Raw genomic sequence first — 13,633 nt, 5'->3', positions numbered from 1 at the left:
GAATCGGACTGTTCAGAACGATTTGCGTTTTCCCACAATCTTTTGTTTGACCCCACCTAAATGAATTCTGGAATGCTCTTTTGCCAAACTTATGGGGTGACAGTCCACGGCGGGTATGGTGTTTATTACAGTTGGAGATTCTGGGGAAACGGATGCTGGCTCAACTGGATTATGGGCAGGATCTCTAGCAAAATATTGTCTTAATAAGTATCGATAGGGAGTTGTAAAATGTCCTGCGATCGTCTGCTGAGTCACCGGAGCCTTTTGGTGGATCATTTGGATCTGCTGAGGATCCCAGAACCGACAGTGGGCCCGATACCCAAGGGCAGCCCAACAGGTTTGTTCAGTGAACGCAAAAATATACTTGAACTCTTCCTGCTTTAAGAGCCATTCCACAAAATCCAGGTCAAAATTACGCTTTTTGAAAAAAATCAACCCGGCATTCACTTTGCTGGGCAACTGAATCTCATTTGATTTGAGTAATTTCAGAAAATGAATTGAATAGGATTCTCGAAAATCCTTCATGAACAATGCCGAGGTGGAAGAATCAGGAAAATTAAACAACTGACAAAATGGCTTCAAGAAAAGAATGTCACTATCGCAGTAGGCAATCGTATCATGACTCAGTAAAGCCACATCAAATAGTTTCAAACTCAAAATATGTTGCGTCTGATGAGCTGAACCATGCCGATACTGAAAACAGTTTGGATAGCCCTTGAGCTGCTGTTGAGTCAATTCATCTGCCTCCGATCGAGAAACAAAGGAAACGCCATGCAGGTTTAGCTTTAAGCGTTCCCGATCGTCTGCCATCAAAGTGCCATCATCATGCAGAATCAAGTTTAAAGGTTCAGTGGAATACTGAAGCAAAGATCCCAAACAAAGTAATGCCATCTCGACATCACGATGACATATCAGGCTTCGTACGGTTAACGCTGAACTGGATTGCAAAGCTCGATCTCCATAACTTTGGGACAGAATGAAATTGAGCTGGCTTGAATGCTACAATAACTGAACTTGGGATTGTAAATTAAATAACCTGTCAATCATTCTGCTGTGTTGACTGGGCGGGCAAGATGCCCACCCCACAGGAATTTTAGATTAGTCAATTTATATTCTTTAGTGCCTTAAAGCAGCCAGATTTCTAAACTGCAAACAGGTGTCCGATCGGGTTTTCAAAATGCTAGATAAATCCAGCTTCGATCTTTGGGCCGATAGCAATTGTGGCTGAGGTTGATTCAGTAAATGCATTAATTGATCCCTGGCATCTTCAGCGAAGGTAGAAATGGCGTACTCTGCTATGCCAATGGACTTGAAGAAATTATGGTTTTTGCGATAGACCTCTCCTGGCGCAAAACTGATCACGGGTACAGTCTCAGAAATGGCTAGAATTGCGGCGTGTAGCCTGGCAGAAATGACCACTCTAACCTGCGTCAAAATATTATGAATATCGTTCATACAGATTGGGAGATGAAGTTCGACATTGGGGTGAGTGGAAAGTTCTTGGAAGACTCGTCTTGCAGGTTTTATATCCTCTGGATTACCAGTTGTAAAAATGATGAACCGGGTATTTTCACTGTTCTGAGCTTGAGATAACCAGTGTTTGATTGCATTCACCAGAGCCGATTCATATTGCTTCTGACTCAGTTGATCCTCACCGAACAATTCCATGACATTCAGTGCAACGGCTTTCCGGTTCTCGTCATTAGCTTCGTCTGGTATCGGCTCTTTGAGGGTTAACGCAAAATCACCAAAGATCGGAATCGGTCTTCCCAGCAGTGCCGTTAGCCGCTCCGATGTGACCGCATCTCGCACTGCAATAAACTGACAGGTTTCTGCAAACTGCTGAATCATGGCCCTCCCTTCCGCAGACCAGTCTTGCACCGAACCGCATCCCAAACAAAATAGGGGAATTTGCAGCCGCTTTGCAGCCCAGGTGATTGCCTCCAGGGATTGGGGAAAATGCAAATCCTGATCGGCAAGCAGCGCGCCTCCCCCCACCGAAATTGCATCAACGGTTCTCAATTCTGGCATCAAAGCTCGAATCTTAAGCTGCTGGCGGATAGCGCGGATGGGACGCTTAACTCGCTTTTTGAGGTGAGTCATCGAATCCGTCAGGCTGGAACGGGTATCGATCGCCCCTCGATCGAACGGAATCCGCATCGGCGAGTCTGCTCTCTGCTCAACCGGGGAAAGGGTTCCTAACCCATAACCGACTACTTCCCAATCGATTTCCTGGAAAAAGTGCTTCACTCCCTCATAAATGGCGCGATCGCCTAGATTGGTAGTGTCCCACTCGCCAAAGGCAGCCACTCGCGGACGTTGAGAAGATCTGCTTGCGCTGATCGGCTCTGAAGAGAGTATCATGTCAGTTTTAGCTCCTATGGGCGGGAATTCAGAACGGAAGTAATGACCTTAGCAAAGTTTTGGGCAGAGATTTCCGGCGTATCCTGTTGTTCAATAATGTTCAGAGAAGTGGCTCCCATCTGCTGAATCAGTTCCGGGTTCTCAATCAAACGCTGCATTAACGCCGCTAATTTCTCTGGCTCCTGCGGATCAAACACATGGCCGTTTTCACCCTCGGCAATCATTTCCGCCACCCCCGCATCTTTGGAACATAAAATCGGCTTGCCAAACAGCATTGCTTCCAGAACCACCATGCCCCAGATGTCCTCCAGGGTGGGGAATACAAACACGCTCGACTGCTGATAGTAAGCCCCTAGCTGACCATAGCTACCCCATCCCATCCACTTCACCCGGTTTTCCAGCCCATGTTCACGGCTCCAGTTCTCAAACTCTGTTCGCTGCGGCCCATCCCCCACAATCACTAAGCTATAGTCTCGACAGTTTTGGGCTTCCAACCGCGCACAGGCTTGCAGCAGATAGGTCAATCCCTTACGATGGGTCGTTTGGCCGATATAGAGGAAAACGGGCTGTTGCTGATCGGACAGATCCACCGAGGTGACTTCAGACGGATCGAGGAGTGCCCGTTTGTCAGGAATCTGGTACGGTCGCGCAAATACCTGATCCTCAGAAACGTGCAAGTCTTTAACCAGATAATTCTTTCCTCCCTGGGAATTGGTCACAAACGCATCGGTTAGTTTCGCCATAAACTGACGTGACCAGAGCCGTGGTTTGGAATCGCTCATGTCAATATTGGGAGAACTGCCGCTATATACAATGACCACCCGCCACCGACACAACGGCTTTAGCAGTAATACCAGCAGTGCCCAGAGCGAAAAGCCCACCACAAAAACAACATGAGGCTTTTGCTGCCATAACCGAGGAACAATTCCCAGAGACGGCAGTTGCAGGATGCGGCTATAGCCCTCCGTCTTCCGCAGGCGAATGCTCCGATCCTTACCCACCAGTTCCAGTTTGAAGGTATCCTCACAGCCCGGAACGTATCCTGACCATCTGCCTGTATAGACTACACTTTCGGGAAATATTTTGAATAACTCCCGCAGAACCGGCTGAATATAAAAACTCAGCTTCATGTCAGGATTTAACCAGGCTAAACGAATGTCTTTTAGAGACTTTTTGGCATTCGCTGGTTTGTTGTCACCGGACGGAGCGACAGAGGTAGCCGTTTCAGTGGGTCGATCGCCCACCAGGTTGCTGGCAGAAGTTTGAGCAGACTCTGTAGGTTGGTGCATCATAGGAGAGTTTTAAGTTCCTTGAACGGTACGCTTCTGGGAGGAAAGCTGAAGGGCAGACAGGCACAGGCGTGCATAGGGCAACAGCCAGAAGAACGGCCAGAGCCAACCGGCATGGCGGCGGGTAAAGACCAACTGCTCGCGGAAGGGCAGTCCTTTCGGTTGATTGACTCGTTTGAACCGCTCTTTTAGCGTCAGATTGGGATTCGTCCAGACGGTGCTTTGGGGAGGATTGCGCTTACAGGTGCCCACATAGCCAGGAGTCGTCCAGACGGAGCATCCCTGCCGTTCAGCCCTCAGGGCATAGTCAAAATCACCATAGCTATGGGAAAAAGCCGGATCCAGGTTGCCCACCTGACGAAACACCGACTGGGGAATTAACACACAGTTCCCATTCATCATCTGGCAGCGTTGGGGTTTGCCGTTGGGAATTACCATGCGATATTTGAAGGGATGCAGGCGATGGGTCCGAAGATGTCCGCCATAGGTGTGTTTGCCCGTATCGGGATCCTGAATCGCGCCAACGATGATGGCGTGTCGCAAAGATGGTGTTGTTGAGGCATCCTCTTGCTCCCACAGCACTTGAGAGGTGGCCAGCAGGGTTGATAGGGCCGTAGGTGCCAGCAGCGTATCATCATTCAGCCAGAGGTGATAATCGTAGGCGTGTTGTGCTGCCGCCGTAAAGGCCCGCCGCATTCCCCCATTCCAGAACAAACAACCATCCCCTGAGATGATATTCACCGACGGGAACGCTTCCTGAACGGCGGATGCAGTGCCATCCGTGCTGCCATCATCGACCAGATAAACCGAAAATTTCACCCCTTCTGGCAGAATTTGATTATGCAGTGCCGTTAAGCAGTCGATCGTGTTTTGCTTACGATTGAAACAAGTCAACAACACTGCTATTTGAATATCACTAGAGTCAGTAATGCGTAAATTTTTTACCATGACTATGCTCCTGAAAGCAGTGTCCTTCGTTCATTTCTCAGATTTGAAATCGCTGCAATGCTGAATGAGCTAAATCCTTTAATTTCCCCAACCAAACGATTCCTTTTACAGAGAGATTTCATCAAAATCCGTATAATTAAGATCGGTTTTCATGAAATCTTTTTGCTCAGATGAGAATCCTCTATTCGCTCTAGAAAGAGATTGGTGTATCGTTCCGCTTGTAGCACATCAGAAAACTGATTTTCCATCTTCAGTCGTGCAGCGTTTCCTAATTGACAGCGACGATCGTGATCTTCCAAAATCCAGGCCATACCCTGTACCAGATCAGCCACTTCAAAGGGACGACAAAGATAACCTGTCTGCAAATGATCAATTAAATCGGCAATTCCGCCAATTTGAAATCCCACGCAGGGTGTACCACAGGCGGATGCTTCCAGGATAGTATTCGGCAAATTATCTTCGATCGAGGGAGCAACAAATACATCAGCGGCTGCGTAAGCCAGAGCCAAAGAAAACTCATCATTCAAACGACCTAAGGCATGAACCTTAAATCCCAGTTCAGCGGAATTCTGAGATGAGATTCCACCGAATACAACTAAGTCCACCTGATTGCCCCATGCAGTTTGCCGGATTTGATCCAGGGCAGGCTGTAACAGATGAAATCCCTTACGTCGATCGCTGGTGCCAAACATCGCTCCAAATAGGATGAGCTTGCGATCCTGGGGCAGATTCAACACATGACGGGCAAATGCGCGATCGACTGGCTTATAGATTTGTAGATCTAATCCATTGGGGATGACTTCGATGCGGTGTTCTTGCAACAACGTGCTACTGCGAGCGCATTCAGCCAGCCAACGACTTGGTGTCACAATCGTCAGGTCAATCGATCGCCAGGCGCGTTCCTTGCGTCGCCAGATCCATCGGGACAGATCAGCTTCCCGATTGCTATGGAGTTGAGGGCAGGCTCCACACTGTTTCGTATAGCGATCGCAGGTTCCGGCATAGTGGCATCCTCCCGTAAATGCCCACATATCATGGAGCGTCCAGACTAAAGGCAATTTCAACCGAGATAATGTTTCAATCGGCAAGAAGCCATGCCCCGTCCAGTGCAGGTTAATCACTGCTGGGTTGAGGGAGTGTATTTGGGTCGCTAAGGCATTTGGCAACCACTGCGGCGAAAACTCGGTGCGCTCTCGCTGTCGATAAAAGCTTAGAGGCACCTTATCCACGCGATCGAGTAAGTTCAGGCTGTTGGCTAGCTTTTGCCACTGATGACCCCTGGGAACAATCCCTGGTACTCCAGAGGTTTTCACCTGTACCAGCATTTGGCTCTCTACAGCGATCTTTTGCAGCCCCAGGTGAAGGCGACGGGCCGCTCTTCCGGCTCCACCCCCATCACTCTGGCTTAACAATAAAGTCTTCATTGCGTTATGGCGTTCATTGAAGGTTTGCTTGAGGGACTGTTTAACATCTGGTGATAGCGTTCTGCAATCACGCGGATGGAATAATGAGCTTCAACGTATTGTCGGGCTTTTTGTCCCATTGTTTTTCTCAGGGACTCTGAATCCAGGAGTTGAGTGACTGCATTTCGCAATTGCAGAATATTACGCTCCGGCACAAACGATGCCACATCCTCTCGAATGGCATAGGAAATTCCTCCATTACTGGTTACAACACAGGGCAATTCACAGGCCATGGCCTCTAAATTTGCTACTCCAAAAAACTCTTCCCAGGTGGCGATACCGATCGCATGATTCACGAATAGATCGTACTGAGCAATCGTAGAGGATAATTTTTCGTGGGGTAAAGTATCTAAAAAAATCACTCGATCGGTTAGCTGCCGTTCTGTGACTTCTCGTTCTAATAGATGGCGGAGCACCCCATCACCGATTAGATGCAGTTGCACATCCGATCGCTGGGATAACAGAGGCGTTAAAGCTTCCAGAATGTAAAATAATCCCTTTTCAGGAATCAGTCTGGATACAACCAGAATACGCAAAATTCCATCCATTTCGGATAGCTTAGACCTGGGTTGAAACACATCGGTATCTACCGGATGACCCATGATTGTGAACTTATCTGCGATCGACGAACTCAATAAACCCAACTCCTGAAACCGCTCAAGGCATTTAGGAACCGTTGCAATAATTCCCGTGGTTTGCTGAAGCGCAGATTGTAACCAGAGCCGCCGTTTGTAGCTCCAGACCATCGTGGAATAGTCATTTTGAATGGTGCGGGAAGTGTCAAACCAGACTGGCTTTTGCAACCTATGGGCAGCGGCGATCGCCATTCGGGCTTGACCAAAAATCGTCGGATCAACGGTCAAAATTCCATCAGCTTTGGCGAATTCAGTCTTTAAGGTGTTTGGCAATTGGTCACGGGGAGGGAGGTAAGGAGACGAAAAGAGCGATCGCCAATCCTGTTTGGGAATTGGGATGGTTTTGAAGGCTGGATCATGGTAAGTATCCGTTTCTGAAAAGACTAAGGTGAAATTATACCCATAATGATCTTGCAGGTACTTATAGATGGCAGCCATTGCTTCAAAGGCAGTGTTATTGCCAATGACACCAGGACGAAATGAAAGAAGGCTCGGCATAGGATGAAAAAGAGAGTATCGCAGTTAAATGAGCTTGCCTTTGCGCCAAAAGCGGTGCATGAGTTGGGGAAGACCGAAGAGAAAAATTCCTTTCGTTTGGCGGATGAACAGTTCCCTCGCTTTCGGGTGAAATGCATTAGCTAGATAGCAAGAGATGCACTGGGAAATAAGAGTGGCGATCGTCGCACCCATAATGCCAATTCGGGGAATGAGAACCCAGTTCAGGGCAACATTGATCACAGCTCCAGCCGCCGCCGCCGTTGCCCGAAAGTTGAGTAGGTCTCCTGCCACCATCCAGGGCCCTCGCGCCACCCCCAGGGAGACAAATAATCCTGCCCAAACGTAGATCGCCAGGACATTTCCACCCTCCACATAGTCTTCACCATAGAAAATAAACATCAGTTGACTACTAAAAAGGCTGATTGGAATGGCCACTAAGTAGGATAATCCGGCCATGAGCGTAAACAACTGCTGGGCCCGTTCATAGTAGAGGGTTTCGTTTTGTTCCTTCAGCTTAATGACCAGGGGAAACACCGTGCCTGTGATTGCACCCGGTACGAAATACCACATCTCCGCCAGTTTCATCACGGCTGCATATAAACCAACCAGGCGATCGTTTGCCATCTGTCCCAACATGACGCTGTCGGTTCGCATATAAATTACCGTTACTGCTCCGGTGATAATCATGGGAAAGCTATCTCGCAGCAGCGATCGGGCCCGCTGCATACTCTGAGACCAGCGATGAAAATCTCGCTCTTTCCATTGATAGGAGATCAGCAATCCCAGCCCACCCAGAATCATCTCAATCAAGAGCGCAACAGCAAAGGCGATTAAAGGAGCCTCAAAACTGATTAAAGCAATCCGAATCCCACAGGTCATGATGTAGGCCGTATTGCGAACAATCACGCTGTATTTTGAATTAACCTGGGCTTGAAACCAGAATGAAATGATGTTAAACGCATTAAAGATGCCACCTACGGCAACGATTGCGACTAACCACTGCATCATTGGCTCATCGGGACGCAGCAGGCTATTGACCCAGATCACAGCAGGAATACTGACCAATCCACCAATGAGCTTTAGCAGAAAAGCAGTACCCAGAATTTCATGTTTTGCATCGGGATAGCGGACAACATCTCGAACGACAATACTATCCAGCCCAAGACTGGCAATAATGCCAAACAAACTGACGAAGGACATCGCATAGTTTAAACTGCCAAACCGATCGGGCCCTAAATACCGAGCAACCCACAACCCAACAAACAGAGCTAACCCCATCTGCAAAAAACGATCGGTAAAGAGCCACGCGATGTTACCCAACACCCGCCTTTGACTAAAGCTCAGTTTCGTGCCAAGTTGATGAAGTTGCTTAATCATAAATGAGGGGCAGAGAAGGTCAGGAAATTTGAGCAAGACGAGAAACTGCTGCGTTCAGGCGTAATATCTGAGACTCATTGTTTTGGTGAACTTGTAATGAACTTATAGTGAGATCAAACATCTGCGACACCTTGACTTTATGACTTTATGAATCAGTGTTGGGCGGGCGACATTCTTAATCGCTTTAAAACCTTTTTTGACGTAGAAACAAAATAATTTTTACTGATACTAAATTGCCTCCGGAAAATGGAGTAATTAAAATGATGGTTTTCCAGCCTTAGAAATTGCTTCATGAACTTTTTCGAGTTTCCTTGAAAATGTAGGGCATTAAACTTGATTAAATCACCCTCAGAAGTCTTACCAAAGGGTTGATTATCAATCCACTGAATCTGCTTCAGCCCAAGCGGATTCATCACAAAGCCATCAGACGATCGAATGCGATGATCATATACAGAATCATTGATAATATCTGAGGTGTATCCGACACGGACTGAACTAGAGGCAACATATTCTCGAAAGGCAGTCATATCACAAGCACCTCCCGGCAAACCTGAGCGACATCGCTTTAAAAATTGCTGTTCCATCAACTGAGTCAACTGCGGTTCTCGATATAAACGCATCAGAAAATCACAAAATGAGTCCAATGCTTCTAGGGAATTAATAAAACTGCAATGGGGGCTAAGAGAATCACTGCTTTGCGATCGTGATAGGGTAAAGTCAAACTGTGAGAAATTTCTATATTCTGACGTTATTTCTGCAAAAAGCATGACATCTGAATCCATATGAAAGCATTGAGAAATGGCATTATTTCTCATAAAATCCCTTAACACAAACCATCTTTGAAAGCAAAACAGCTCAAACTGAAATGGGTTTGTGCTGAAGTGTTGGTATGACTTGGCAAAATCATTTGCTCCTTTAAAGTAATCATCAATCTGGTAATGCTCCGAGAACTGATAATGGTTATTACTGAAGTCGCCTAACAGGTATATCCTGGAATCAGGATTCCTGATCTTTGCCTGCATTAAGCTGTATAGCAGGTAATCGCTATCTGAACGATGGATTAAGACGATTGGGATACTCATTCAAACTCAACAACAGTTAAAATCAGCAGTGGTTAAAATCAGCAACAGTCTACAGAAAACGCCATCACAGTCCCACTTTTTATCCATATACCCGCCGCCGGATATCAGTACACAGTCGAACCGAAAGTAAGATGTAGAGAAATGCATCCAGCCGCAATCCCCACGTCCCCGTCTCAGTCATATTCTTGAAGATCAAAAAAGCAAGCATGATCATCGGCAACACAGATTCGATGTTGCGATAGGTGGCAAAGTGCTTGACGGCAAGAATTGTATTCGCCACCAGCGAAATTACAAAGAATGAAAGTCCTACAATTCCCAGACTCAAAGCCAGATCCAAAAAACCATTATGGGCATGGGGAGGACGATACTCATTCGCGTTGACAATATGAGCCGCCGGATTTGCTGCACCCAGCCAGGGTTGCCAAAAGCTGTGATAGCCATACCCCAGGAGATACCGCTTTTGCAGTTCATTAATTAATTGCGGCCAAAACTCTGCCCGTCCTGTAAAAGTTAGATCCTTACCCAACAAACCGAGTAGAAATTCCAGATTTAACGCGACCACTGCTGATGCAACGATGGGTAAGACAATCAGCAGAAACCCCATGACCAATTTCCAGCGTAAACTGGTTTTCTTTAAGACTCGAAAGGCGATCGCTGTACTTGCCAGTAACGCAAAAATGACCAGCGCACCCGCAGAATCCGTCATCACAACCACTAATAGTGACAGGCCCGTGATGCCAAACGTCTGCCAGGAAGGCTTCTTTTGGCTGGCCAGTTGCACCCCCCACAGCACCGCACTCATCGCGGCTATAGGCCCCAGATTGGTTGGGTGCCCGACGACCCCTCCCCAACCCTTCCCATGCCGACCAATGGAAGGAACCGCAATGGCAAACACGGTACTCAGCACCATCCACATCCCACTGCTCAATCGGAGGCGGCTCCAGAGTTCATCCCAGCTATATTGGCTACCCATGTAGGTTGCCACCAGGGACAGCCCCAGTAATACTAGACTCGCCTTCAGAGACAAAAAAGGGGTATGAGACCAGGCGGCAGAAAGGGGGGTGAGGAGAATCAGAAATAGCAGGAATGGGTTGCGTAAAAGGACGAATTTTAACGTGTTAGGGAATGATTTGATGAATGAGGGAATCCTGCTGCTGACCATGAACGCCAGGACGAAATACAGACCGAGTTGTGCCATAGCGGATATCGCTGTTTTATCATGTCCGGCTAAGGCACTGGGATGAATTTTGTCAAATGGAAAGACTGTGACTCCCGGTAAAATAAAAATTACTGAGGATGAAATAATTTTCTCGGCAGTCGTAGAGGCTGATTTGTTTTTGGTCAGCAGGTTAAACAAAAAGACCAGGTAAACCAGGGATGTCAGCAGAATGACGGGTAAGAGCAAAGGGTCAAACAAGATCTCTTGCATGTTGCTTCTGAAATGCTCCTTCGACTATCTCCATTGATTACAACTTGCGATTCACAGATAAACTGTGAAACATCTGGCAAGTAGTACATTAGATCTGAACAGGGACACAGCGAAGGGAGTGCGATCGCAACCTGGAACGGCATGAGATCACAAAAAACAGTTTGGAAACATGACTCTAAAATCTAATCGAGCCTGATACTTACCGCTGGAAGATGCGTTTGAGCTGATTGATCCCCAGGGAAACGGGGAAGGGTGGAACGGATAGCTTCATGTCCTGAATCATCGAGTCATCCTGATGCACATGGAATCATCACAAGTTAGCCGATGCAACTCTAATTGAAAGCAGCCATTGAAAGCAGCTTGTTCCAGAAAGTTTCTATAGATTAGTTCATAAAGGCTTCACTAAAATCCGGAATATTAGGAAATTTACCTAAATGGCGATCGGGTGTATTGGAGAGCAATGACATGGCAGACTTGCAGGAATGATCGGTATTGTACTCTCTCGATTTTATTACCCTACCTGGACAACACCCCAAAGCCCGATCGCCTTCCTATTTCTTCTTCTTCTTTTTCTCCTTCTTATCCAACGCGCCATTCACCAACCCATTCAACCCATACACTTCCCGCTTGCCCACAAACGGCACCAGAGTCACTTCCCGTTCATCCCCAGGTTCAAACCGAACCGCCGTTCCCGCCGGAATATCCAGTCGCGTCCCCCTCGCTTGTTCCCGATCGAACGACAGAGCTTGATTGACCTCATAAAAATGGAAATGGGAACCCACCTGAATCGGTCGATCGCCCGTATTGGCAACCATCAGCGTTACGGTATCTCGTCCCGCGTTCAGTTCGATCTCGCCAGCATCGACCAGTAGCTCTCCAGGAATCATCGGCGTTGCCCTGTAAGGTTGATAGGGTGAAAGGGTAATTGCCAGAATTGTAAGGGAATTTGGCAGTCTGTCCAATAGGCAAGGCTAATTGAATGGGAGATTGGCTGGGTTGAGTGGGAGATTGGGGTTAGGGATCTGCTGTAAGGGCGCACTGCTGTGCGCCCCAACCGGATGCGCGATTTTCCCGTATACCCCTCAAGTAATTCAATCCAGGGGTGAAACGCGATAGGCACAGCGTCGGGCCCCCGCAATCATATGCTCTGTACGCTCGATCGCCACTTGACCCAATACCGCCTGAAAAACCTCTTGCTCTCGATCGCATAACCCTGTGCAGGTTGTTGCCGCCGCGCAGATTGGACAGTGATTTTCAATCAGCAAATAGGAACCATCCGCCATTGACTGTACCTCTGCCATATAGCCCTCTTCAGTACGGAGGCTTGCCAGTTGGTTAAGTTTGTCCTCCAGGGAGTCCTGCATCGGCACCTGAGATTGATAATCGGCAATCTGCTGCCGGGTTCTGACATCCAGGAGTTTCTCCAAACCCGCTTCACCAAAGGCTTCGATCGCTGACTGAATCAATCCCAGGGTGAGTTCTGCGTAGCCGTGGGGGAAAAATCGATCGGCAGCAGGAGTCAGTCGCCACAGTTTAGCCGGACGACCCATCGATCGCGCTTCTTCTTCGTAGGTGACGAGCTGTTTCTCTTGCAGTCCATACAAATGCTGACGAACGGCCATGGCAGACACTCCCAGGCGATCGGCGAGATCCTGGGAAGCCATCGCACCTTCCTGCTTGAGGAGATTGAGGATGGACTGACGAGTCCGGGGCGTTTTTTTGGATGGAGTGGCCATGCTTATAAAGTAAAGAAAAACCTTTACAAAGTCAATCCTTCCCCCTATGATACTTTCTAAAGATTTTATTTTATAAAGTAGGGCAAGATCATGACAAGCCAGGAAAAGGTGGCGATCGTCACTGCTGCCAGCCAGGGAATCGGTCGAGGTTGTGCCAGGGAATTAGCGGCCCAGGGTTATCGGGTGGCTTTAATCGCTCGATCGTCCAGCATTCTTGATCTGGCGACGGAGCTGAACGGAATTGCCATGCAAGGTTCCATGACGAACCCCGATGATTTGCAGCAATTAGTGACTATGACCCTCGATCGCTGGGGGCGGATTGATGCAGTGGTGAATAGTTTTGCCGATCCGCCTCGGCCAGACTTGCTGTCGATTTCTGATGATCAGTGGCTGGAACAGTTTGAGATGCTGTTTCTCAGCGTGGTGCGGTTGGCGCGATGGGTGACCGAACCGATGCAAAAACAAGGGGGTGGGGCGATCGTCAATATTTCTGCCTGCGATTCCCAGGAGCCCAGCTTGGGCACGCCCTTCAGCGGCACCCTCCGCGCTGCGATGGAAGGATTCACCAAGCTCTATGCCAAACGATATCGAGGCGATCGGATTCGGATGGTATCGATCGCGCCATTCTTTGTCGCAGATAGCATGGATGAGTTGGAGGGTTGGGAAGTTCCGGAACTGATGCTGGGTCGCCCTGTCCGCTATGCTGAATTGGCCAAAGCGGTAGCATTTTTGCTTTCAGACGATGCCAGGGTGATTACAGGAACGACCCTGAAGGTAGATGAAGCCTATTCTGCTGCGATTTAATTCACAAC

12 protein-coding genes are annotated in these 13,633 nt (G+C 48.1%); 1 reads left to right on the top strand and 11 read right to left on the bottom strand.

Features of this window, described 5'->3' with window-relative positions:
• Positions 1–12: 12 nt before the first annotated feature.
• From ACM1PF_RS20335 to ACM1PF_RS20285, 11 genes are all read right to left on the bottom strand, one after another.
• Complete coding sequence (locus ACM1PF_RS20335; protein ID WP_416666464.1) at positions 13–891, bottom strand: hypothetical protein; 879 nt, start codon at positions 889–891, stop codon at positions 13–15.
• Between the two features lie 225 nt (positions 892–1,116).
• Positions 1,117–2,364: a polysaccharide pyruvyl transferase family protein gene (locus ACM1PF_RS20330; protein WP_416666463.1), complete on the bottom strand. Its 1,248-nt coding sequence runs from the start codon at positions 2,362–2,364 to the stop codon at positions 1,117–1,119.
• A gap of 14 nt (positions 2,365–2,378) precedes the next feature.
• Positions 2,379–3,656: a glycosyltransferase family 4 protein gene (locus ACM1PF_RS20325; protein ID WP_416666462.1), complete on the bottom strand. Its 1,278-nt coding sequence runs from the start codon at positions 3,654–3,656 to the stop codon at positions 2,379–2,381.
• A gap of 9 nt (positions 3,657–3,665) precedes the next feature.
• Positions 3,666–4,601 carry a glycosyltransferase family 2 protein gene (locus ACM1PF_RS20320; RefSeq protein ID WP_416666461.1) on the bottom strand — a complete coding sequence of 312 codons (936 nt, stop codon included), beginning with the start codon at positions 4,599–4,601 and terminating at the stop codon, positions 3,666–3,668.
• Positions 4,602–4,750: 149 nt separating this feature from the next.
• Positions 4,751–6,025: a glycosyltransferase family 4 protein gene (locus ACM1PF_RS20315; RefSeq protein ID WP_416666460.1), complete on the bottom strand. Its 1,275-nt coding sequence runs from the start codon at positions 6,023–6,025 to the stop codon at positions 4,751–4,753.
• Positions 6,022–7,197: a glycosyltransferase gene (locus ACM1PF_RS20310; protein ID WP_416666459.1), complete on the bottom strand. Its 1,176-nt coding sequence runs from the start codon at positions 7,195–7,197 to the stop codon at positions 6,022–6,024. The genes ACM1PF_RS20315 and ACM1PF_RS20310 overlap by 4 nt, the downstream gene beginning before the upstream one ends.
• Positions 7,198–7,221: 24 nt before the next feature.
• Positions 7,222–8,574 carry a flippase gene (locus ACM1PF_RS20305; RefSeq protein ID WP_416666458.1) on the bottom strand — a complete coding sequence of 451 codons (1,353 nt, stop codon included), beginning with the start codon at positions 8,572–8,574 and terminating at the stop codon, positions 7,222–7,224.
• Between the two features lie 152 nt (positions 8,575–8,726).
• On the bottom strand, positions 8,727–9,656 hold the full coding sequence (locus ACM1PF_RS20300; RefSeq protein ID WP_416666457.1) for a hypothetical protein: 930 nt from the start codon (positions 9,654–9,656) through the stop codon (positions 8,727–8,729).
• 79 nt (positions 9,657–9,735) lie between these two features.
• Positions 9,736–11,085: an O-antigen ligase family protein gene (locus ACM1PF_RS20295; protein ID WP_416666456.1), complete on the bottom strand. Its 1,350-nt coding sequence runs from the start codon at positions 11,083–11,085 to the stop codon at positions 9,736–9,738.
• 551 nt (positions 11,086–11,636) lie between these two features.
• Positions 11,637–11,972 (bottom strand): urease subunit beta, encoded by a 336-nt coding sequence (locus ACM1PF_RS20290; protein ID WP_416676738.1) that lies wholly within the window; start codon positions 11,970–11,972, stop codon positions 11,637–11,639.
• Between the two features lie 204 nt (positions 11,973–12,176).
• Entirely contained in the window at positions 12,177–12,821 is a 645-nt protein-coding gene (locus tag ACM1PF_RS20285; RefSeq protein WP_416666455.1) for a helix-turn-helix transcriptional regulator, read from the bottom strand.
• 90 nt (positions 12,822–12,911) lie between these two features.
• Between ACM1PF_RS20285 and ACM1PF_RS20280 the strand changes: the two genes are divergently transcribed.
• Entirely contained in the window at positions 12,912–13,625 is a 714-nt protein-coding gene (locus ACM1PF_RS20280) for an SDR family NAD(P)-dependent oxidoreductase (RefSeq protein WP_416666454.1), read from the top strand.
• The last annotated feature ends 8 nt before the right edge of the window (positions 13,626–13,633 follow it).

This window comes from Egbenema bharatensis FJBBOT/2019 (assembly GCF_048077055.1).
Taxonomy (GTDB): domain Bacteria; phylum Cyanobacteriota; class Cyanobacteriia; order Elainellales; family Elainellaceae; genus Egbenema; species Egbenema bharatensis.
The sequence above is the reverse complement of the archived record's forward strand: the minus strand, read 5'-3'. Positions and strand labels throughout refer to the sequence as shown.